Raw genomic sequence first — 23190 nt, 5'->3', positions numbered from 1 at the left:
AAAAATTGACGTGTGGATTGTTGTTATCGATTGAATATGTTTTTTGCTTCTGCGAAGCACTGATCGGTTAGCGCGGAGAAGGGTTCTTGTTTTCGCTTTAACAAACCTAGTGGGGCGTGAACGGCGGCTTCTTCGATAGGAATAATGCGAAGCGTATCGTTCAACTCTTCCAATCCACAATTCAGCGGCATAATGGCGCAACAAAGGCCACTGGTTACTGCTTGGATCAAGTGAAAGGTGGAGTTACTTTCAATGACGGTTTGCGGAACCAGCCCTTTACTCACAAAGCTAAGATCAATTGAGTGGCGATAGTGCATGCCCTTCGAAAGCAGCCCTAGCGGAATGTTATTGAGTGACTCCCATAACACTTCAGATTCGGCAAAATCAAAATGACGCTCATCGAATAAAACGCCAAGTTTGGTTGAATCTAGCTCGATAACATCGAAGTAAACGGTGTTGACTTGATCGACATAACACATCCCCAAATCCAGTTGATTGCGATTGAGTTGGTCTATGATCTGTTCGGTCGTCATGGAGAGTATTTGAAAGCGTAACTCAGGGAACTGTTGAGCTAATGGTTTGAGCAATTGCATAGGGTTTTGGCTGGCGAGTGGCACCATTCCAAGCCGAAGAGAGCCGACCAACTGACCACGGCAGTTGGCGGCTTCGGCTTGCAATCCATCATGAGCTGCTAAGACGGTTTTTGCCCAAGCTAAAATGCGTTCTCCGGCTTCAGTAAATCCTTCAAATCGTTGACTTCTTTGGATTAATTCGAGATCGAGTTCTTCCTCTAAGCTCCGGATTCTCATGGACAAGGTAGGCTGCGTAATGTGGCACAATGCGGCGGCTTGACCAAAGTGTTTGGTCTGTTCAAGTGCGATGAGATATTTAAGTTGTTTGATATCCATAATGGCTTGTTAACCTTGCGTTGTGAGTCACATGTACGGGGGAACTCCCTAAAAAGGGCACAGCACTACCGTACTTTTTAAGCGCTGGAGCGTTTTAACTGGGGAATGAAAAACCAAAACCAAGTCAAGAATAAAACCACACTCAAAATTGATCTGAATCAAGGCTATTCCTGATATTAATTAGGGTCAAATTTAAAGTATCTATAGTGTGATAGATACTATCTATTATCAAGAGGGCCGATTTTATTGAGTTCGTTAAGCGAACTAGGTGGAATCGAATGGGAAAATGATTAACCTCATAAATTGTATTGATTAAAAATGTGATGGCCGTCAGTGGAAAAATTCGTCATAGATTTTGTTTATCACTCGGTCAGGATTATCAATTGGACGCATATTGAATATCGACTTAATCTTTGATTTAGATCAAGACGCAACAATGCGAATTGAATCTACCAGTCTTAGAAACAGTAGGCGGGTATCCGATATCAAGAATCTAGATAAGTAAACGCTCGGACAAGCGAGAGCATGTTGAGTGGTTACTTATTTGGATTAAAAAATACATGGATTAGAAACTAAGCCCTTCAATACTTCCGCATTATCTCAATAAATAACGCGCTTGTTTTCACGGGCACCCTGCTTGCTGGTATATCTGCGAGGAGTAAAGTCGTGAGCCAAAAAGAACAAATAAAAACATACAAAGGTCCAGCTGGTGGTTGGGGTGCACTGAAAGCCGTAACCAGAAGTTGGTGGGGCAGTGAAAATGCAGTTAAAAACATTCGCACTATGCTCAAAACCAACCAAAATGGCGGTTTCGACTGCCCGGGATGTGCATGGGGTGAGTCGCCAGATAGTGGTAAAGTCAATTTCTGTGAGAATGGCGCGAAAGCGGTAAACTGGGAGGCGACCAATCGTCTGGTTGATCCTGAGTTTTTTGCCAATCACAGCGTTTCTTCTCTCTCAACTCAAACCGATTACTGGTTGGAATACCAAGGCCGTATCACGCACCCAATGCGATACGATGCCGAGTCCGACCACTATGTGCCAGTCTCTTGGGATGAGGCTTTTGCCCTTGTCGCGAAACATCTCAATCAATTGGATTCACCGCACCAAGCGGAGTTTTATACCTCTGGTCGTGCAAGCAACGAAGCGGCGTTTTTGTATCAGCTATTTGTCCGCGCATTCGGTACCAACAACTTCCCAGATTGTTCCAACATGTGTCACGAAGCCAGTGCAATCGGGATGAAAGACACCATTGGTGTTGGTAAGGGCACGGTGATCTTTGATGATTTTGAAGAAGCTGATGCGATTTTCGTGATTGGTCAAAACCCGGGCACGAATCACCCACGAATGCTTGAACCTCTGCGCGAAGCGGTAAAACGTGGTGCTCAGGTTATCTGTCTAAACCCGCTGAAAGAGCGCGGATTAGAGCGTTTCCAAAACCCACAAATGCCGATAGAGATGTTGAGTAACGGCTCAGAACCTACAAACACGGCGTACCTGCGTCCTGCTTTGGGCGGAGACATGGCAGTGTTTCGTGGCATCGCGAAATTCTTGTTGCAATGGGAACGCGAGGCATTGCAAAACGGTGGCAAAGCGGTATTTGACCGTGAATTCATCAAACAACACACGATAGGTATTGATGAGTATTTGGCTGAAGTGGACGCAACCTCTTGGGAACACATCGCGGAACAATCGGGTCTTGATTTAAGTGAAATCGAGATGGTGGCGAGCATGTATCGACGTGCAGAACGTGTGATCATGTGTTGGGCAATGGGGTTGACTCAGCATCGTCACTCTGTGCCAACCATTAAAGAAGTCGCAAACGTGCAAATGTTACGAGGTAACGTTGGTAAGCCGGGCGCGGGTCTTTCACCAGTGCGTGGTCACAGTAACGTTCAGGGCGACCGTACGATGGGCATTGATGAAAAACCTTCAGATCTGTTGTTGGATCGCATTGAAAGTCGATTTAACTTTACCGTCCCGCGTGGTGAAGGCCACAACACTGTGCAAGCCATTAAAGCGATGGAAGAAGGGCAAGCGAAAGTATTTATCGGTTTGGGCGGTAACTTTGCACAAGCAACGCCAGACACAGAACGTACGCACAACGCGATGCGAAACTGTAATTTAACCGTACACATTTCGACGAAGTTAAATCGTTCTCACCTTGTCACAGGTAAAGATGCGCTTATTCTTCCATGCTTAGGTCGTACCGAGATTGATCAGCAAGCGACTGGCTCACAAGGCGTGACGGTTGAAGATACCTTCAGCATGGTGCACATCTCATTTGGTCAGCTAAAACCGCGTTCGGAGCATTTGCGTTCAGAACCAGCGATTATTGCCGGTATTGCCAATGCTACACTCGGGGCAAAACCAATTGATTGGTTGTGGGCGATTGAAGATTACGACCGTATTCGCGATTTGATTGCCGATACCATTCCGGGCTTTACCGACTTTAACCATAAGCTTAAACACCCGGGTGGATTCCACTTGGTAAACCCAGCAGCCGAGCGTCGATGGAATACACCAAGCGGCAAAGCACAGTTCAGCTCTAGCGAGTTGCCGAAGCAGTTGATCAGCGAAGCGATACTCGAAAAAGGCCAAAAGCCAGATTTGATTTTGCAAACCATGCGCTCACACGACCAATACAATACGACACTTTACGGCTTGAATGACCGTTATCGTGGAGTATTTGGCATGCGCGAAGTGCTGTTCATCAATGAAGCGGATATTCGTAAACTCGGATTTGAAACGGGCGACAAAGTGGACATGGTGTCATTATGGGAAGATGGCGTTGAGCGCCGTGTGAGCGGATTTACGCTTGTTGCCTATGACGTACCAGCAGGTCAGGCGGCGGCTTACTATCCAGAAACGAACCCATTGGTTCCTTTAGATAGTTATGGGGATAGAACGTTTACGCCAACCTCTAAGTTTATTGCGATCAAATTGGAAAAATCGACATCCGATAAGATCGCTTTGGTGGAAGCAGAATAGTTCCCAAACCAGCACAACGACATTCCAGATAAGCAAACGGCTGATATCAATTATCAGCCGTTTTTAATTGCTCACTTTGCCTTTAGATCATTTCGTCGAAGGCGTATAGGGGCTGAATTAAAAAATAGTTATTTTGGTTAGTAACGGGCTTATTGGATAGCGTTCTTAAAGAAAGGCAGCAGTTAAGGCGCATTGGCCCTGCTTGTGTATAATATTAATGAAATTAGGCTATTGGACGTATAACCTGACGGATGTCTGTATTTGAGCCTAAATCTAAGCTGATGAAACTAACAAGAAGATAGATGATCTTGAAAAGTATAATTAAATTAACGTTAAGCCACTTAGTGGCTGTTGCGATTGGTATTGCGATAGGTATCTATACTTTACCGATTCTTATTGCACCGCCTGCGCCGACCGATGAGCAAGTTTCTGAGCGCATGCAAGGTGCAGAATACAGTGCAGTTGTCACGAGGGACCTCAAAGGTAGCGACGCTTTTCATTGGGGAGAAGGTGAAATTCATTTGAGTTCCCAAGCTATTACGCTGGTAGGAAAACTCGCTCCCGGGCCTGACTATAAACTCTATTTATCTCCTAAATTTGTCGAGACTGAACAAGCGTTTAATGACCTTAAATCTGAGATGAGCTTGGTTGGTGATGTCAAAACATTCAATAACTTCGTTGTTGAGGTTCCTCAAGGGATTTCCATTTCTGAATACAATACTGTTGTTGTTTGGTGTGAAACATTCGGTGAGTTCATTACTTCGGCAAAATACCAATAAATCCCATCAGAAGAAAAAGTGGTTTCTTCTTAGTTAATAAAGGTTTACTGCTCAAAGAACTGGTGCAATACATTACGTGGTACAAATGCACTAAGTGCTGCTAATGGTTCTACAGTGGTTGATAGAACTTAAGGATATTTTGTGGAAGTTAAAATTTTTCAGGTCGACTCGTTTACATCAGATGTGTTCAAAGGCAATCCTGCAGGTGTGTGTATCACAGAATCAAGCCTTGATGAGGAAATGATGTTGGCCATAGCGGCAGAGATGTCACTATCTGAAACCGCGTTTCTGTCATTAAACACAATGCAACTTCGTTGGTTTACACCTGAAACGGAAGTCGCTTTGTGTGGACATGGCACATTGGCCACGGCGCACGTGCTGAGAGAGCAAGGGTTATATAGTACAGGGGATACCATTGAGTTTGGCACGCTATCCGGCGTTTTAACTGCACAACTTGATCATGACGACATTCATTTGGTGTTTCCTGCTCCTATTTTAGATATGCGAGCAAGTATTAACACAGACTTGCTTTACGGCTTAGGGCTCGATGTGGCTGATGTAAACGCTTATGGTCAGTTTGATAATAAGCAGTTGATCGTCATCAATGATGAGTCTTTGATAGAGCAACTCGAACCTGATTTTAGTGCGTTACTTAAACAAAAAGGTCGTGGAGTTGTTATCACTGCTCAATCAAGCACTGACGCTGATTTTGTCTCTCGCTATTTTGCCCCTTGGGTGGGTGTTGATGAGGACCCAGTAACAGGTTCTGCTCATTGCGCTTTATGTGTTTACTGGGCCAAAGAGCTCGGTAAAGCGCAATTAAAAGGCTTCCAAGCATCCAAGAGAAGTGGAGTTGTTTATACAGAACTATTGAGTCCGGAATACGTTAAGCTTTCTGGAAGTGCGGTAACAATGTTGCGAGGAGATATGAGAATCGCGTAGTCGTCCTTTTTGGTTCTCGTTTTTTCTGATTGCAGGTTTATCCAGTTTTCACTAGTGAAAAAGCTAGAAGGCTGTCTATTCACGTAGTTGATTTTGTTTGTAAAAACACCCCTGCCACGGTGGTGTATAACGATTGGAGAGTTATATGAAAACTATCGGTCTTCTAGGCGGCATGAGCTGGGAGTCGACGCTTAGTTATTACAAATTGATCAACGAAGGAGTCAAAGAGGCGTTAGGCGGCCTAAATTCCGCAAAAATTTGTATGTATAGCGTGAATTTTTCAGAGATAGAGAAACTTCAACACCAAGGTAAATGGGAAGAAACGGCAAGTATTCTATCTGATGCTGCATCTTCAATAGAAAAAGGGGGCGCTGATTTTATTCTTATTTGTACGAACACAATGCACAAAGTTGCTCCTCAAATTGAAGCCAGCATTAATATCCCCATACTACATATCGCAGACGCGACTGCTGAGTTACTTCGTGAGAAAGGGGTTCAAAAGGTCGGACTCCTTGGTACTCAATTCACAATGGAGCAGGACTTTTATAAAGGACGGCTTTCCGACCTCTATGGGCTGGATGTCATAATTCCCGCTCAAGATGATCGCTCTATAGTGCATAACATTATTTATAAAGAGTTATGCCAAGGTGAAATCAAAGAAGAATCGAGAACGATATACCTGCAAATTATTGAAAAACTAAAAGAGCAGGGAGCTGAAGCCGTGATTCTCGGGTGCACTGAAATTGCCTTACTTGTAAACCAAAGTCACACAGATGTTACGCTACTTGATACCACTTCTATCCATGCTCAAGCAGCAGTCCGTTTGGCGATAGAAGGTTAATGAGTTAGATTTGAGTCCATGTAAATAAACAAAAGAGAAAACCAATTCCTCGGTTTTCTCTGTTTTTATTATCCCGTTATAAGCGCGAGAATTTGAGTGTTCTGTATCCACCAATCAAGTTACGAGCTTTGTAACCATTGTTGACCAGTTGACGGTATGCCACGTTACCGCGCAAGCCTACTTGACAGTAAATCACAATCTCTTTGTCTTTTGGTAGTTCACCCATACGATGGCGTAACTGGTCAACCGGAATGTTGATTGCCCCTTCAAGATAACCAACAGACTCCAATTCACCCGGGTTACGGACGTCGAGGAGAATTTGATCTTCAGTCAGGTTGTCGATTTCATCGTAATGAATCGCCGCTGCGTCACCTTTGATGATGTTATTTGCCACAAACGCCGCTTGGTTGATCACATCTTTTGCACTGCCGTAAGGTGGCGCGTAAGTCAGTTCAAGATGCTGTAGTTGTTCAACCGTCATGCCAGCACGTTGTGCAACAGCCATAACGTCAATACGTTTGTCGATACCGTCTTTACCAACTGCTTGAGCACCTAAAATCTTGCCTGATTTTGGATCGAACAACATTTTGAACGACACCACTTCTGCACCAGGGTAGTAGCTCGCGTGGCTTGCGGTATGCACGTACACTTTATCGTATTCAACGCCAGCGCGTTTCAATTGTTTCTCATTTTTACCTGTTGAAGCCACAGCAAGGTCGAAGATCTTACAAATCGCAGTACCTTGTGTACCTTGGTAAGTTTCTTTGCGACCAAGCATATTGTCCGCTGCCATACGGCCTTGACGGTTTGCCGGGCCTGCAAGTGGCACTAGAGTTTGCTCGCCAGTCACGAAGTCTTTCTCTTCTATCGCGTCGCCGACAGCGTAGATCGAAGGATCGCTGGTTTGCATGTATTCGTTCGTGTAAATACCGCCTAGCGCACCAATTTGAAGGCCAGCTTCTTGCGCCAGTTTTGTCTCAGGACGTACACCGATTGCCATGATCAGAATATCGGTAGTGAGTTTTTCACCGTTGTTCAGTGTTAACTCCAATTCACCTTCTAGGTGTTGGTGTTTCTCACTCTCACCAGAGTCGAAACTTGCAACGTGCTCGTTAGGTACGAATTTCACAGATTCAAGCGCGACGCCAAGTTTTAGGTCGATACCTTTGTCACGAATTTCTGCATGAGCAAAGCCTGCCATTTCACGGTCTACTGGCGTCATGACTTGGTCTGCCATTTCGATCAGAGAGGTTTTAATGCCAAGTTGGTGGAAGGCTTCCATCATTTCTAAACCGATGAAACCGCCGCCAACAACCGTCGCATGCTCTGGCTTGTTCATTTGGATCGTTTCGATGATGCGATCCATATCTGGAATGTTACGTAGCGAGTGGGTGAGCGGGTTATCGAGACCTGGAATTGGCGGAACAATAGGGCCGGCACCTGGGCTAAGCAGCAGAAAATCGTACGATTCTACGTATTCAGACTCATCTAACAGGTTTTTGATCGTAACGGTCTTGTCCTGTCGGTTAATAGAAACCACTTCATTCATCACGCGAACATCAACGTTAAAGCGTGCTAAAAAGCTTTCTGGCGTTTGTAGTAGTAACTTACTGCGTTCTTGGATATCGCCGCCGATGTGATAAGGCAAGCCACAGTTGGCAAATGAAACGAATGGGCCACGTTCAAACATGATGATTTCGGCATCTTCGCTTAGACGACGAGCACGCGCCGCCGCAGATGCACCACCTGCAACACCACCGACGATTAAGATCTTAGTCATTTTTAACTCCAAGTTTTAGGGCGAACTGACCTTTCACGAATAGCCAGTGTGAAAGGTCACTACGCTCTAGATTATCTAAAACCAAATTTCTTTAAAAAATAAGCAGCAGGGCAGATTCCCGTGTAAGCACTTTGAATAAGATTAACGCCGATAAACACGGTGAACCAAATGAAGTTACTGTGAACGAACACGGTTAGTATGACCGAGATCAATACCATCGTGCCTGCAAAAATTCGTACTGCATTTTCTAACGTCATAACTCTTCTCCTTCGTACTCTCAAACTGAGAACGCCATCCTTTGATATTCATCACTATAATTATCTAAATTAGAAATGTCTAATGTTAATTTGTCTAAATTCACAATTGCTAATTTAGCGTTGACTAAATGTTTTGTTTTAGTAATATCTAATTTAGTTTTTAATGTAGAGGTTAGTCATGAGCTATACAGATATGGATGTAGCAGCAATGAAAGGCAATGCCAATGAAGCTGCTGATCTCCTAAAAGTAATGGCACATCCGGAAAGGCTAATGGTGTTGTGCCAACTGACCCAAGGTGAGGTTGGTGTTGGGGAGCTGCAAAAGAACTCGTTCCTTAGCCAATCCGCCTTTTCACAGCACTTGACGGTGCTTCGCAAACACAAATTGATCAAGGCTCGTAAGGCATCACAGCAAGTGTTTTATTCGTTGTCAGAACCGAGAGTTGAGTCATTAATCAAGGCGCTTCATAGCGTTTTCTGTAACTAATTCGTAGCTAAGATTTTAGAGGTAAATAATGTTAAACGTTATTCCATGGGAATCGTTGTTTGGTGGCATTTTGTTAGGGGTCTCCGCCACTATATTGTTGTTGGTTAACGGGAAAATTGCCGGAATCAGTGGAATTATGAATGGCATTATGTCACCGAAAAAAGGCGATTATTCGTGGCGATTGCTTTTTGCGGTTGGAATGATAGCTGGTGGCTTGATTAGCGTTCTGATGTTGGGCGTTGCGGTTCCTAGTACCGCGAACCTTTCTTTAGGGATGGTGATTGCCGCTGGTTTATTGGTAGGAATCGGAACCAGACTGGGTAACGGATGTACTAGTGGGCACGGCATTTGTGGCATGGGCCGTTTGTCTAAGCGCTCTATTGTGGCGACCTGTGTATTTATGGCTGTCGCTGGCCTAACGGTATTCGTTCGACTTCACCTAGTTTAAGAGAGATTCTATGAACAAAACTATTTTTCGTTTTTCTGCTCTTTTGAGCGGTGTGTTATTCGGTATGGGCATGGCGGTGTCTGGTATGATCGACCCAGCTAAAGTCATTGGATTTTTAGATATTTCTGGCAGTTGGGATCCAAGTTTGGCTTTTGTGATGGGCGGCGCACTCGCGGTATTCATGCCAAGCTATTTTTTAATCATCAAGCCGAGAAAACAATCAGTTAGCGGTGAAGCGTTTTGCACACCAACCAATAAGAACATCGACGGACGTTTGTTATCTGGTGCGGCGATCTTTGGTTTAGGTTGGGGGGTGGCAGGTATTTGCCCTGGCCCTGCGGTTGCGAGTCTGGCATTAGGCAACGTGAGCATTGTGGTGTTCTTCCTTGCGATGTTAGTTGGATCTCTGTTCGCGAAGGCGATCATTACTCACCGTAACGCGAAGAAGATGAAAACTGCGAGCGCGTAAACAATCAATCTGATATGGAGGGGAAAGGATGCCCGACAAACTAAAGCGAAGTTTTGTTCAGTCCGTGATGAACAGCTTTTTCCCTCCGATCATGATTTTACTCGCGCTTATGGTCGGTGCCGCGGATTTGTGGCTGACCCCGAAAGAGGAAGACCCGCAAATCGTTGTGCCGATGGCGGATGTATTGGTTTCGGCTCCCGGACTAAGCGCTTCTCAAGTCGAAAATCAAATCACTGAACCATTAGAAAAGCTTGTTAGCCAAATTGACGGTGTGGAATACGTTTATTCTTCGTCAATGGAAGGTGCTGCGCAAGTCATCGTTCGTTTCTATGTCGGCGAAAACCGCGAAGATGCTCTGGTTAAGCTTTACAACAAACTCTACTCCAACCAAGACAAAGTTCCTCCTTCTGTCACTAACTGGCTTGTAAAGCCTGTTGAAATCGATGATGTACCCATTGTTGTTGCCGCAATTTATTCCACCGATCCAGACATTCTCGATCGCCATCAGTTGAGACGTATTGCAGACCAAGCCACGTTAGGCATTAAATCATTGGATGCCACCAACAAGGTGGAAGTGATTGGCGGTGAGCCGAGAAAAATCCAGATAGAGCTTGATTCCGTTGCGATGGCAAACTTCAAAGTAACCATCGATGACCTCGAACAGGCCATTCAGCTCAGTAATAGCAAAACCCAAGGCAAGAACATTCGCGTAAACGGGCAAAATTACACATTGGAGTCGGGACGGTTTCTGACTAACGCCGAAGAGGTTGGCGATCTTGTTATCGCGGTGCTCAATGGCAAACCCGTTTATTTGAAAGATGTCGCACGTATTTACGACGGTGAAGGTGAGGCAACATCCGATACTTGGTATCGCGATAAAAACCACGATGAAGCATACCCATCGGTGTTCATTTCTGTCGCTAAACAAAAAGGCTCGAACGCGGTTAACGTCGCTCAGTCTGTTCGGGATAAACTGGCGGCGCTTCAATCCGAGCAGTTTCCTCCACAAGTTCAAGTTGCAGTCATTCGTGACTATGGCGAAACGGCGAATGCGAAAGTGAACAACTTGGTATCAAGCCTTGGCATCTCTATTCTAACGGTCGTGGTGTTTGTCGGTTTGTTCTTGAACTGGCGAAGCGCATTGGTGGTTGGTATCGCGATTCCGATTAGCTATGGTGCCGCGCTCGGGATGGACTTGGCATTTGGCTATTCCATCAATCGAGTCACACTCTTTGCATTGATTTTGGCGCTAGGTTTGATCGTGGACGATCCGATCGCGAGTATCGACAACATTGAACGCTACCTCAAACGAAAAAATCTAACACGAACCAATGCGATTGTTCTCGCCATGGCAGAAATTCGTAGCGCCTTGTTAATGTCGACGGTCGCGATTGTTATCGTGTTTACGCCGATGTTTTTTATCACTGGGATGATGGGGCCTTACATGGCGCCACTGGCGTTCAACGTTCCGATCAGCGTTATCTTTAGTACCGTTGTCGCGTTTATGATCACGCCTTGGCTTGCCAAGAAGCTACTCAAAGGTGCTGAGGAAAACGGCCACTATGACATCCAATCTTCGCCGATGTATCGTTTGTATCGTGGTGTGTTGATTCCGCTACTTGAAAGCCGCAAGAAAGCATGGCTTTTCCTTGGTTTGGTTGCCTTGTTGTTCGTCTTGGCAGCATTGTTGCCAGCACTTCGCTTAGTTCCACTCAAGTTGCTGCCTTATGACAATAAAAATGAGTTCCAATTGGTATTAAACATGCCAGAGTCTTCAAGCTTTGTGGATACCTCCAACGCGCTGTCGAACTTTACGGACTATTTAATGACGGTGCCGGAAGTGACAAGTGTGTCGGGCTTTGCAGGTACCGCTTCCCCAATGGATTTCAACGGCATGGTGCGCCACTACTTTATGCGTAGCGAACCATACCAAGGCGAGCTTCGAGTCGTTCTTGCAGAGAAGAATCGCCGCGCAATGCAATCACACGAACTGGTGACACGACTCAGGGCGGATTTAGAGCAGATTGCAGATAAGTTTGACGCTGACGTGCAGCTAGTCGAAGTGCCACCAGGCCCGCCTGTTATCGCCACCATTACGGCAGAAGTTTACGGTGATGAAGCGTCATCTTATGAAGATCTGATGATCCAAGCAGAGAAAGTTGCGGATAGGCTTCGCAAAGAACAGTTGGTTTCTGAGGTGGATACCAGCATCCAAGGTGATTTAGAAACGTGGCAATTCATCGTTGATCAAGAAAAAGCGGCGCTGTCCGGTGTTTCTGTTGCTGATATCAATAACACGCTGATTACCGCCGCGAACGCCAAAGTGCTCGGTTATATAGCCGATCCAAGAGAAGTGGATCCACTACCTATCGAAGTGCAGCTCCGACGCGAAGACAGAGATAACCTGAATCAACTAGAGCAGCTTTATGTGCGAGGCCGTCCGGGGATTGCAAAAGTAGAATCCAATGGGGCTGTTGTGGATGCTCCTCAGCCTATCGTGCAGTTGTCTGAAGTCGGTCATTTTGTGAAACGCGCAGCGGACAAACCGATTTTCCATAAAAACCTCAAGCCTGTTGTGTATGTCTACGCCGAGGTAGTTGGGCGTGTTCCGGGTGAAGTGATTGCCGATGTGATGGCTGACCAAGATACAACTCACGCGGAAGATGTGCATCGTCACTGGCAAGATCGCACGTACTTGAGCAATGGAGCTGGTGTCACTTGGAGCGTGCCAGACAACATCGAAGTAGTTTGGAGTGGTGAGGGGGAATGGAAAATCACAGTAGACGTATTCCGCGATTTAGGCATTGCTTATGGCGCTGCGCTGCTTGGCGTATTTGTGGTGATGTTGATTCAAACAGGTTTACCTGCGGTATCGGGCATCATCATGCTGGCGATACCACTGACCGTGATTGGGATTATGCCGGGGTTCTGGATTTTGAATGTGTTAAGCAGTGACATCGGTAATTACCCCAACCCAGCTCTGTTCACGGCGACCGCGATGATCGGCATGATTGCGCTAGCTGGGATTGTGGTGCGTAACTCACTCGTTTTGATTGAATTTGTTCAGCAATCGCTGGCTGAAGGTCGTAGCTTACATGATGCGTTGATTGAATCTGGCGTTGTTCGTATGCGGCCAATCTTGCTGACTGCGGGTACAACGTTACTGGGTAACGTCGTGATTACGTTAGACCCAATTTTTAACGGTTTGGCTTGGGCAATCATATTCGGTATTACCGCCTCGACCATCTTTACGCTGCTTGTGGTTCCGGTGGTTTACAACCTTGCATACCAAAACACCAAAGGACATGGATTACCTCAGATGGAGGAAGAGCAATGAAATTAGATACCAAATGGTTAGGCGTGATTCTGTTTGCCATACTCGCGCTTCTTTTTCTCTATATGGCTGGATTTTTTACAGAAAAGTTGCCGACAGAACATGACGCGAAAACCAACCAGATTGATGTAAATAACGCAGAGACACATCAACTGATGTTAACCAGCGAACCGGTTGTTCGAGAATTTCCGGGCGTCGTCGTTGCAGAGCAGCACGCCGATATCGCGGCACGGTTAACGGCATCGGTGATGGAGGTATTGGTGAAGGTTGGCGATAGAGTGAAGCAAGGAGACGTGTTGGCGCGGCTAGAAAGCGATGATCTCGACGCGCGAGTTCGTCAAAGTGAGCAGGCTTTATCCTCTGCACAAGCGCAGCTAAACGCGGCGAGAAAGGAGTTTTCTCGTGTCAGAGCGCTTTTAAACAAAAAGCTGATCCCTCAATCGCAATTTGACCAAGCGGAAAGTGCCTTGCAAACCGCACAAGCCAACTTCAATAAAGCGCAAGCGGCGGTCTCCGAGGCGGAAACGACCTTTGGCTACAGCATCATTACTGCACCGTTTGATGGCTTGATCACGCAAAAGCCCATCAACAAAGGTGATACCGCGACGCCGGGGGCTTTGCTTTTATCAATGTACAATCCAAACTCGTTGGAAATAGAGGTGAACTTTGCTGAGTCTGTCATGCCTTATGTGACTTACGATAAAGAAGTGGACGTTGTTTTCCCGTCTTACAACCTCAATGCGCAAGCGGCTGTAAAAGAAGTGACGCCGTCGGCAGATGCCAACTCGCGCAGTTATACCGTAAAGCTTCAATTCGAGCCGCCAACGGCTATCTATCCAGGTACATACGCCAGAGTCGCGTTGACCTTGACCGACGATGTTGTACTTCGCGTGCCAAAAGAGGCGGTTTACCAAGTTGGCCAATTGGACTACGTAAAAGTGGTGCAAGACAGCGGTGAGGTAGAAACTCGGCTTATTCAGCTTGGAGAGTTGGGGAGAGTGCGAACGGGGTTGAAGCAGGGTGACGTCGTACTGCTGAATCCAAGAGCGCTTTGATAGAACGGTTTCTTTTGTTAACTAGTTAAACGTCTATCTAACAAAGAACATAAAACAGCCCAGCATGATGCTGGGCTATTTTGTTCGTTCAGTTAAGCGTTACCGTTGCGTTTACAGGACAATGGTCGCTCAGTTTGTAATCCAAAACATCTTGTGAGCTGAACAGCGTTTGATGTGCGTTTTTCGCTTTTATTTGCGGGCTAACAATAATGTGATCAATCAAAGAGCGGAATTGGTGTGTTTTTCTTGGGTTCTTATTTGAGCGAACCTTGCAATCCGCTTTGGTATCTCGCGTTACCAATTGTGCATCGTTACCAAGCGTCATGATCGCCCACAGCCAATCACGTTGATACGACAAGTTGTGATTAAAATCGCCCATTACGGCGTACTGCTCTTTTTTATTTTCTCTCTCGCTCATCCACTTAGCAAGTGCTTCTCCTTGTTGGCTCAGTGTTTGGCAATTGCGGTTGTTTTTGTATGCTCCGCTGCATCCAGCTTTTAAATGCACAGAGAGCAGGTGAAGCTCGTCCTTTTGGTTTGGGTTAACGACGATGTAGCTGGCAAAGCGCAACTTGCTATTACCACGCGTGATCGCGAAGTCTGCTGGGTCAGACACTTCAATGTCTTTGCGCGCAGCAAAACCGGTGTACTGGTTGGTATCAGAAAACTGAAGGTGCTTATTGTTTGATTGAGCTCGATCAGAGAGATAAATCGCGTAGCCATCGCCTACGGCTTTTTGAACCGCGGCTTTGGAGTCGACCTCCTGAAAGGCGATGATGTCGGCTTGAGTTTTATCCACATATTGGTTGAGTTTGACGAAATCGTCACTGGTTCTCGAAACCTTACCTCCATTTATAGACAGCCATTCTATATTCCAACTGGTTAAGTTGATGGAATTTTGAGCAAGTGACGTTGAACTAAAAATTAATAAGGCAGTAACAAATAGTGATCGCATATTGGCTTGTTTCACTCCTGGATTTTAGCGTATTCCTTTCCAACCTTTATCCTATAAGCGCTCTAAAAAAAGCAAGTAGATTTCGTACCAATTTTGCAATTTTCATGGTTTTCTTCGCAACTGAGATCAGTACCAATAAGATCGATTTGTTCTTGTCCGCTAGCCGATCTTTATTGATCAAAATCAATGTTTTCAAGTGGTGCTTTTCGTTAAATACGCCACAATATATTGTGTTAGCAGAATAAAAAATAACCCCATATAGTGTGTTTGTGGATAACTCTGTGAGTATGCTGGGGTAAGGAGAAGAAAGTGAAACCAATCGTAATCAAGCGTGACGGCTCAAGAGCTCCGTTCAACAGGGATCGTATCCAAGCAGCAGTTGAAGCGGCAGCGGAAAACAAAGATAAAGATGTCGCCATTTATGCTCTTAATGTCGCTCTTGCTGTCGAGTTACAGCTAAAAGATCACGATGAAGTTCACATCCATGAGATTCAAGACTTAGTCGAGAATGAGCTCATGCAAGGTCCTTACAAAGCCCTAGCACGTTCTTACATTGAATATCGCCATGACCGCGACATCGCGCGTGAAAAGCAAAGTGCACTAACTCGTGAAATCGAAGGCTTGATTGAAGAAAGTAACCTTGATTTGATCAACGAAAACGCGAACAAAGACGGCAAAGTTATCCCAACTCAGCGTGACCTTTTAGCGGGTATCGTGGCGAAGCACTACGCGAAAACGCACATCCTGCCTCGAGATGTGGTTCAAGCACACGAAGTGGGTGACATTCACTACCACGATCTGGATTACGCGCCATTCTTCCCAATGTTTAACTGTATGCTTATCGATTTGAAAGGCATGCTAACGCACGGCTTCAAGATGGGTAATGCAGAAATCGATACGCCTAAATCGATTTCAACTGCGACCGCAGTAACAGCGCAAATTATTGCGCAAGTAGCTAGCCATATTTATGGCGGTACGACAATCAACCGTATCGACGAAGTGCTTGCTCCGTACGTTATGACAAGCTATGAGAAGCACCTAGAGATCGCGAAAGAGTGGAACATTGCCGAGCCAGAAGAGTTCGCTAAAGCGCGCACCGAGAAAGAGTGTTACGACGCATTCCAATCGCTAGAGTATGAAGTAAACACACTGCACACGGCAAACGGGCATTATGTAGTAAAGAACTTTATGAAACTTCTATGTGTGTGTGCGTACTGTTTCTCTCAAGGACACTTCTCACTTGCACTACAAGCCTCTAAACTAGCTGGTTCAATGGCACTACAGAATTCATTTCACCTAGCTGAATTGGCTGTTTTTTCACGAGAGTGCTCTCGTAAGTTTGCGAAAAAGCAAAACCTTCAAAAACAAGCCTTTCAAATTGCAGCTTAAAAACTAAAACTATAAGGAGAAATGAACATGATTATGAAGCAACACGAATCAGCAGTTGTGGTTAAACGTGACGGTGCAAAAGCAACCTTTAACGCTCAACTAATTAAGAATGCTGTTCAATCAGCAGCAGAAAGCATCAACTGCCCTAAGCGCGAACTTGGCGATATTGTTGCCGCTAACGTATGCGAGAAGATGAATGGCAGAACCGAGATTGAGATTTGTGAGATCCAGTCTCTAGTAGAAAAAGAACTAATGCATGTCGATGAAGATGTGGCTCGTGCTTACATTGAGTATCGCCATGACCGTGATATACAACGTGAAAAAGCAAGTGCATTAAGTGCTGAAATTTCTGGTTTGGTAGAGCAAAGCAACGCTGACCTACTGAATGAAAATGCAAATAAGGACAGCAAAGTAATTCCGACACAGCGCGATCTTCTTGCAGGTATCATCTCTAAGCACTACGCAAAGCACCACATGCTACCGCGTGACATCGTTCAAGCACATGAGAATGGTGAAATCCATTATCATGATCTGGATTACTCTCCATTCTTCCCGATGTTCAACTGCATGATTGTAGATCTAGAGAACATGCTGAAGAACGGTTTCCGCATGGGTAACGCAGAAATCGACACACCTAAGTCAATCCAAACAGCTACAGCTGTTACTGCCCAAATAGTAGCGCAAGTAGCTAGCCATACTTATGGTGGCACTACATTGAACCGACTAGATGAGGTACTAGCACCTTACGTTACAGCAAGTCATGAGAAGCACCTTGCTACGGCAAAAGAGTGGGATGTGCCGAACCCTGAGGCTTATGCGCGTAAACTTACAGAGAAAGAGGTCTATGATGCATTCCAATCTCTTGAGTACGAGATCAATACGCTTTTCTCAAGTAATGGGCAGACCCCGTTCTTGAGTGTGAACCTTGGTCTAGGGACAAGCTGGGAATCTAAACTCATTCAAAAGTCTATTTTCCAGAATAGAATAAAGGGATTAGGTAAAAACAAGAAGACTGCGGTTTTCCCTAAACTGTTGTTCACAATCAAAGATGGCATCAACCTTAAGAAAGAAGATCCAAACTACGATATTAAGGAACTTGCTCTAGAATGTGCTTCAAAACGCATGTATCCAGACATTCTGAACTACGACAAAGTTGTAGAAGTTACTGGCTCATTTAAGGCCCCAATGGGCTGTCGTAGTTTCCTAGGTCGTTACGTAGATGAGAATGGCAATGAAGTTCATGAAGGACGTAATAACCTTGGCGTAGTGAGCCTTAACCTGCCACGTATTGCTATTGAGGCAAATGGTGACGAAGCTAAGTTTTACGAAATCTTGGAGGAGCGTACTGAACTTGTTCGCCGTGCACTAGAGACACGTATTGATCGACTTCGTGGTGTGAAAGCTCGCGTAGCACCGATTCTATACACCGAAGGTGCTTTAGGTGTTCGCCTAAACCCAGATGATGAAGTACTAGACATCTTCAAGAATGGCCGTGCCTCTATTTCGATGGGCTATATCGGTATTCACGAGACTATCAACGCACTATATGCCAAAGATGGTGAGCACATTTTCGATAATGAAGTTCTGCGCCAGAAAGGTATCGATATCGTTAAGTTCCTGAAGAACAAAGTTGATGGCTGGAAAGAACAAAGCGGTTGGGGCTACAGCTTGTACAGCACACCTTCTGAAAACTTGTGTACACGATTCTGCTCACTAGATACCAAGGAGTTTGGTGTGCTAGATAGCGTTACGGACAAAGGTTACTACACGAACAGCTTCCACCTTGATGTGCAGAAGAAAGTTAATCCATACGACAAGATCGATTTCGAGATGCCATACCCAGAACTAGCGAGTGGTGGTTTCATTTGTTACGGCGAGTTCCCTAACATGCAGCGCAATATCGAAGCTCTGGAGAATGTATGGGACTACAGCTACGACCGAGTTCCTTACTACGGCACTAACACTCCGATTGATGAGTGTTACGAGTGTGGTTTTGCAGGTGAGTTCGAGTGTACGAGCAAAGGCTTCACTTGTCCGAAATGTGGAAACCATGATCCTAAAAAGGTATCAGTTACACGTCGTGTTTGTGGATACTTGGGTTCTCCTGACGCTCGACCATTTAACTCTGGTAAGCAAGAAGAAGTTATTAGACGTGTTAAACACATGTAAAAACTAATGAATTACCATAAATATCAGCAAGTTGATGTTGTTAATGGTGAAGGTACACGTTGCACCCTGTTTGTAGCAGGGTGCGAACATAACTGCCGAGGCTGTTACAACAAATCAACGTTAAATCCTAACTCTGGCCACCCATTTACCCAAGAGATGGAAGACCAGATAATCAAAGACCTTAAAGATACGCGCATTAAGAGGCGCGGACTATCACTATCAGGTGGTGACCCTCTACACCCTGCAAACACTGCGAGCATATATAAACTGGTGGTTAGAGTGAAAGAGGAATGTCCTGATAAAGATATTTGGATGTGGACTGGTTATACCATAGATGAACTGTCTTCAGATCAAAGATCCATAGTAGAGCATATAGATGTTCTAATTGATGGTAAGTTTGAGCAAGATAAGTACGATCCTGAATTACTATGGCGTGGAAGTTCGAATCAGATCATACATAGGTTCACTCTATAGAGTTCCGAATCCTGAAATGGTGTCAGTACGTAATAGGGCAAAAATATGCTTGGACTTATCGTGTAGGCACGTCTCTGGACATTTGCGTGTTTGATATATATCTAATTCCGTTCCCTAAGTTCTACAGGCAATGCTAATTTCAGTTCGTCCATGGTTCGCTGAAGGGGGTAGTGTTTTTGTGAACGTAGGTAAGATCGTACATGGATTACATCATTGCAGAACGGATAGCAACTAATCAAAACGTTAAAACATTGTCTGATAATCTCGAAAATACAAAAGCGCAGCAAGACAAAGCTCAAGAAGTACTTGATAGGTAATAGAAATATACCTAATAATTAAAGGGCTACAATAACCGTGTCACTAACCCCAAAGATGTTGCAGTATCGCTGGGGGCTGAGCCGGGAGTTTGGCGGCTCCCAGCATTCGGCATTTCATTTCTTGTTCATCTGTTAACACAAGTACTCTAAACGTATGTCATCAAGCCTTAGTAGCAATTATCTTTGATATCAGCTCATCACTGACACCTTCATCAAACCGACTCACTAGATAACGATGCGGAAATGACTTAAATCGTTCATCAGATGCAATATCTCCGCATACAAACCACTCAGCTTCCAGTGCATTAGCGTGGGCAAACATGCGCCTGATTGGATCATGATCATCCGGTCTCACCTTCGACGTTACATCCACATATGGTGCTAATTGGAGATCAGGGAATACATTGTGCTTAACAAGCAAATCTCTAGTGTAATTATTGCCAGTTGGATATAGGAGAAGGCCAGCTTCGAATGCGGCGGCGGCTAGTTTTTGGGCACCTAACCTATCGGGTTCAACATTTAGTAGAAAGGTGTCTGTGGAGCAAAATGGCTTTTGCGACTTAAACGAATCAAACACATCTTCGTGTTTGTTCAAGTAGTCAATTGAATACAGGAGTGCATGTAGATCGAGGTATAGAATTCTCAATGGCATCTCCTTAAGTTAAGGCAATAAGATTATTGGTCCAAAGGATTTGATTTAAGATGTAGTGGCTCATACACGCTCTGACACTTCCGAGAAGACGACTTACAGAACGTACAATATGCCATAACATGTAATTGGACACAATGTGCAGCTCCTGTTCGATTTAGTACACTATTGGACATTTATGCATTTGATATATCTAATTCAGTTCCCTAAGCTCAGTAAAATGCAAATCCTGATCTGGTTTAATGCAAATCCCGATCAGGATGCCGCTTTAATGCTAATTTCAGTTCGTCCGATGTTCGCTGGGAATATGCCCTAGAGGGCAAACTATAGTGTTTTTCGTGAACGAAAATTCTAAGTGTTTGTATTAACTATTTTTTTGTAACCACCAAATCGGAATGTACATTTGCGAGTTTGGTATATAAATCTAATTCCATTCCCTATATCCAACAAGTAATGCAAATTCTGATCATCAAGTGATAGTGCATGCTAATTTCAGTCCATCTATGGTTCGCTGAACGCTGTAGTGTTTTCGTAAATGCAGGTAAGATCGTACATGGATTACTTCATTGATATAGACATATCGTTGTAGAGACTGATCTTTAGAGTGCTTTTTGTGAACGTAGGTGCTAAGTTGCTGTATTAAATGCTTTTATGTAACCAATAAGACTACCGCCAACTCAGAAATGGACAACTCTGAGCTAGGTTAAAACATTTCACTATTATACGAAATCGAGAATTGTTAAATTGATGCGCAACACCATTGGTACAGCGAGGAGTCAACATGGAACTGAAACTAACAGATGAGCAGGTGCAAATATTATTGCATCTAGTAAAAACCGAGATGAACGGTTTTTGTGGCGACGTAGGGTACGTAGAGCTTTCAAAAATAAAAAACATCTTAGAGCAGCAGTTAGATAAAAACTCCGTAGATGAGCCATCTAACTCATAACAGGGCAAGGATGTTCTTGCAGTGAACGGCTTTGGCACATCTCTGGACAAAAGTGAGCTAGAACGTTTGCTCTAGCTCCAATCGATTGGATTAGAAAAAGTATAGTGGTTCAGTTCAGTTCAGTTTTTAATCCGAGAAGCAATTAATGTCGCTCTAGCAGTTGCTCAATGTGAGTGGCAATACAGCTAATCGATTCACTGACAGCATCTATAACAAAGTCAAAAGCTCTTCCATAGCCGACGCTTAAACTGGCGGTATCAAATCCAAGGTCTTGCAGAGTATCAATACATTTCTTAACTGCATCATGGGCATCAGCGATCCTAAGGTCATTATTCAAGAACAGCGACGCTAGTGTGGCATTGCGCTTTTTCCAACCCTCGGGTTCATTTTCTGATGTAAAGCAATCAATAGTTTCATGCTGTTCGTTCAAAGATTCGAGGACGTTCAAAAGACTTTGCATCAACTTTAAACTTCCTAGGTTTTTCACGTCAGCGCTTGGACACCCAGCATGGCGAAGAAGTGACTTGAGAAAGCCATTTGGGGTTTTTTGAAGAATCTCATGGAGACTCTTACACCGAGCCAAAAACACCTGTTGTGTCATATCTAGCGGTGCGACCTGAGCTAGTCGCACAAGAGATGGGTAATGCAACCATCCATTAGCGTCTACTTCTTCTCGACTAAAACCTGTGAGGTCTTCAGGGGAATACAGTTGCCCAGTAGTCTCTCCTAGTGCTGATAACCCTTCTCCCAAACGTAGTAGGCCTTCTAGAAGTCTTTGCACCTTTATTGCTATATGCTCTTCGTCTAGATCTAATTGTTCAACAACCTCTGGTTTGACCTCGTAATTATTCGCATGAACAATTTCTCTATCAGGCTTAGCCTTATACAGTTCACGAACCGGTACTCGGATTAAGTTTCTCCCAACTCGTTGGCATTCTGTAAAGCTCCACTGCCCTTTATATGAAGGTGCACACCACCACTGTCCATAGATGTTTATGGGTGTGGTGTCATAGAAGTTACTTTGCTCATATTTTTCGAGGAAGCGATCATCCAAGTAGACGTTGTAGTTAGCCATAAGCGCATTTGCCCTAGCATGTGTCATAGGCTCTTTGTCATCTGCCCAGAGCAAGGTTTCTGCGTCTTGCTCCAAGCACAATTCTGGTAAAACGGCTTCAACTGAAGCCCAGAGCTGAAGGAGAATCCCTCCTTTGTGTTCTCGGAGGTCTAACTCATACCATTGGGGGCCTTCAGTTGGTTTTAATACAATATGAGATTTACCATTCAATGATTCTCGCAACTCTGGAGTGTCTTCTAATTGAGCTTCGTAGAAAAAAACCCGCACGCCTTTAGCACCACGCAGCCATAAATAACGGCGGAGGTATTCATTGGACATTTTCCAGCATACATCGCGCTTCAAGTGACCTTGATATTCGCTTGATACTTCCCCTTCAGCGACGTCAAATTCTGGTAGCTTTAGGGCGTCATATATGAGTCGTTGTTCTTCATTACCTATGCAGCGAGGGGTGAGGCCAAGAGTCATCCAAACTTTTTCAGCGAGGCTAAAAGTGTAAAAGGAAGCGTCCCCCCAAGCCGCAACTATGTAATCATACCCAGAGATTGAAGGACTGAATTGAGCAGACTCTGCCTTTTCTTCACCAAAAGGAACAGAGTAAGCCACAACACCTTCACCTGCCTCCCTCAAGACTTCAATTGGGCTATCGTTATCCTCAGGAACAACAGCCATCTGAAGGTGTAAGTGTTCTGCATTTTCTCCAAAAAGATCAGTCTCCTGCATGCAAGCGACCTCAACACGTAAATCAGGAGATAGGCCTACAGGCTTCAGTAACTCTTTTAGTCTATGTGGCAAAATGGATTCTGACAGAGGGAACGATTCAAGATAATTGAAATTCATGGTTAACAACCCGATTTTTAATCCTCATATGTGAACTGCTGAACCTGTAATCAGGCCACTAATTGCAACAGCCGCTCAATATGTG

At 44.7% G+C, this 23190-nt stretch carries 17 protein-coding genes and 1 pseudogene; 13 read left to right on the top strand and 5 right to left on the bottom strand.

The genetic code is table 11. The annotated features are described in order from the left end of the window. Nucleotides 1–23: 23 nt before the first annotated feature. Nucleotides 24–908, bottom strand: coding sequence for a LysR family transcriptional regulator (locus tag NL645_RS03155; protein ID WP_025509304.1), 885 nt, complete (start codon nucleotides 906–908; stop codon nucleotides 24–26). Between the two features lie 666 nt (nucleotides 909–1574). Here NL645_RS03155 and NL645_RS03150 point away from each other — a divergent pair. From NL645_RS03150 to NL645_RS03135, 4 genes are all read left to right on the top strand, one after another. Then, on the top strand, nucleotides 1575–3899 hold the full coding sequence (locus tag NL645_RS03150) for an FdhF/YdeP family oxidoreductase (RefSeq protein WP_253651176.1): 2325 nt from the start codon (nucleotides 1575–1577) through the stop codon (nucleotides 3897–3899). Nucleotides 3900–4201: 302 nt separating this feature from the next. Next, complete coding sequence (locus NL645_RS03145; protein ID WP_253651175.1) at nucleotides 4202–4678, top strand: DM13 domain-containing protein; 477 nt, start codon at nucleotides 4202–4204, stop codon at nucleotides 4676–4678. A 141-nt stretch (nucleotides 4679–4819) separates the two neighbouring features. Next, the gene (locus NL645_RS03140; protein WP_253651174.1) at nucleotides 4820–5620 is read left to right on the top strand and encodes a PhzF family phenazine biosynthesis protein; all 801 of its coding nucleotides are present in this window, start codon (nucleotides 4820–4822) and stop codon (nucleotides 5618–5620) included. A 145-nt stretch (nucleotides 5621–5765) separates the two neighbouring features. Beyond that, nucleotides 5766–6461 (top strand): aspartate/glutamate racemase family protein, encoded by a 696-nt coding sequence (locus NL645_RS03135; RefSeq protein WP_047009206.1) that lies wholly within the window; start codon nucleotides 5766–5768, stop codon nucleotides 6459–6461. Nucleotides 6462–6537: 76 nt separating this feature from the next. Here NL645_RS03135 and NL645_RS03130 read toward each other — a convergent pair whose 3' ends face one another. Together NL645_RS03130 and NL645_RS03125 are read right to left on the bottom strand one after the other, a co-directional pair. Beyond that, nucleotides 6538–8241 (bottom strand): FAD-dependent oxidoreductase, encoded by a 1704-nt coding sequence (locus tag NL645_RS03130; RefSeq protein ID WP_047009205.1) that lies wholly within the window; start codon nucleotides 8239–8241, stop codon nucleotides 6538–6540. 71 nt (nucleotides 8242–8312) lie between these two features. Further along, entirely contained in the window at nucleotides 8313–8498 is a 186-nt protein-coding gene (locus tag NL645_RS03125) for a DUF2892 domain-containing protein (protein ID WP_012842250.1), read from the bottom strand. A 178-nt stretch (nucleotides 8499–8676) separates the two neighbouring features. Between NL645_RS03125 and NL645_RS03120 the strand changes: the two genes are divergently transcribed. From NL645_RS03120 to NL645_RS03100, 5 genes are read left to right on the top strand one after another with little or no spacing between them, the layout of a single operon-like run. After that, complete coding sequence (locus NL645_RS03120; RefSeq protein WP_012842251.1) at nucleotides 8677–8985, top strand: metalloregulator ArsR/SmtB family transcription factor; 309 nt, start codon at nucleotides 8677–8679, stop codon at nucleotides 8983–8985. A 28-nt stretch (nucleotides 8986–9013) separates the two neighbouring features. After that, the gene (locus tag NL645_RS03115) at nucleotides 9014–9433 is read left to right on the top strand and encodes a YeeE/YedE family protein (protein WP_140285448.1); all 420 of its coding nucleotides are present in this window, start codon (nucleotides 9014–9016) and stop codon (nucleotides 9431–9433) included. Between the two features lie 10 nt (nucleotides 9434–9443). Continuing rightward, nucleotides 9444–9902: a YeeE/YedE family protein gene (locus NL645_RS03110; protein WP_005394546.1), complete on the top strand. Its 459-nt coding sequence runs from the start codon at nucleotides 9444–9446 to the stop codon at nucleotides 9900–9902. A gap of 28 nt (nucleotides 9903–9930) precedes the next feature. Continuing rightward, nucleotides 9931–13239, top strand: a complete 3309-nt coding sequence (locus tag NL645_RS03105) for an efflux RND transporter permease subunit (RefSeq protein ID WP_253651173.1) — start codon at nucleotides 9931–9933, stop codon at nucleotides 13237–13239. Continuing rightward, a complete protein-coding gene (locus NL645_RS03100; protein ID WP_253651172.1) occupies nucleotides 13236–14291 on the top strand; it encodes an efflux RND transporter periplasmic adaptor subunit in 1056 nt (351 codons plus the stop codon). The genes NL645_RS03105 and NL645_RS03100 overlap by 4 nt, the downstream gene beginning before the upstream one ends. 88 nt (nucleotides 14292–14379) lie before the next feature. Here the strand turns inward: NL645_RS03100 and NL645_RS03095 are convergent, their stop codons facing one another. Further along, nucleotides 14380–15246: an endonuclease/exonuclease/phosphatase family protein gene (locus NL645_RS03095; RefSeq protein WP_253651171.1), complete on the bottom strand. Its 867-nt coding sequence runs from the start codon at nucleotides 15244–15246 to the stop codon at nucleotides 14380–14382. 309 nt (nucleotides 15247–15555) lie between these two features. Here NL645_RS03095 and nrdD (NL645_RS03090) point away from each other — a divergent pair. The 4 genes and pseudogenes from nrdD (NL645_RS03090) to NL645_RS03075 all read left to right on the top strand — a co-directional run. Then, nucleotides 15556–16413, top strand: a pseudogene (nrdD, locus tag NL645_RS03090) (anaerobic ribonucleoside-triphosphate reductase); the annotation flags it as partial. A 255-nt stretch (nucleotides 16414–16668) separates the two neighbouring features. Next, a complete protein-coding gene (nrdD, locus tag NL645_RS03085; RefSeq protein ID WP_029796033.1) occupies nucleotides 16669–18804 on the top strand; it encodes an anaerobic ribonucleoside-triphosphate reductase in 2136 nt (711 codons plus the stop codon). Between the two features lie 6 nt (nucleotides 18805–18810). Beyond that, entirely contained in the window at nucleotides 18811–19278 is a 468-nt protein-coding gene (nrdG, locus tag NL645_RS03080) for an anaerobic ribonucleoside-triphosphate reductase-activating protein (protein ID WP_029796034.1), read from the top strand. 1747 nt (nucleotides 19279–21025) lie between these two features. Then, nucleotides 21026–21193: a hypothetical protein gene (locus NL645_RS03075; RefSeq protein ID WP_175423150.1), complete on the top strand. Its 168-nt coding sequence runs from the start codon at nucleotides 21026–21028 to the stop codon at nucleotides 21191–21193. Nucleotides 21194–21335: 142 nt separating this feature from the next. On the opposite strand, the gene NL645_RS03070 is transcribed toward NL645_RS03075, so the two are convergent. Beyond that, entirely contained in the window at nucleotides 21336–23105 is a 1770-nt protein-coding gene (locus NL645_RS03070) for a hypothetical protein (protein WP_253645241.1), read from the bottom strand. Nucleotides 23106–23190 lie beyond the last annotated feature (85 nt).

Source organism: Vibrio sp. Y51_MX_L26 (assembly GCF_024181935.1).
GTDB classification, from domain to species: Bacteria; Pseudomonadota; Gammaproteobacteria; order Enterobacterales; family Vibrionaceae; genus Vibrio; species Vibrio diabolicus.
The sequence above is the reverse complement of the archived record's forward strand: the minus strand, read 5'-3'. Positions and strand labels throughout refer to the sequence as shown.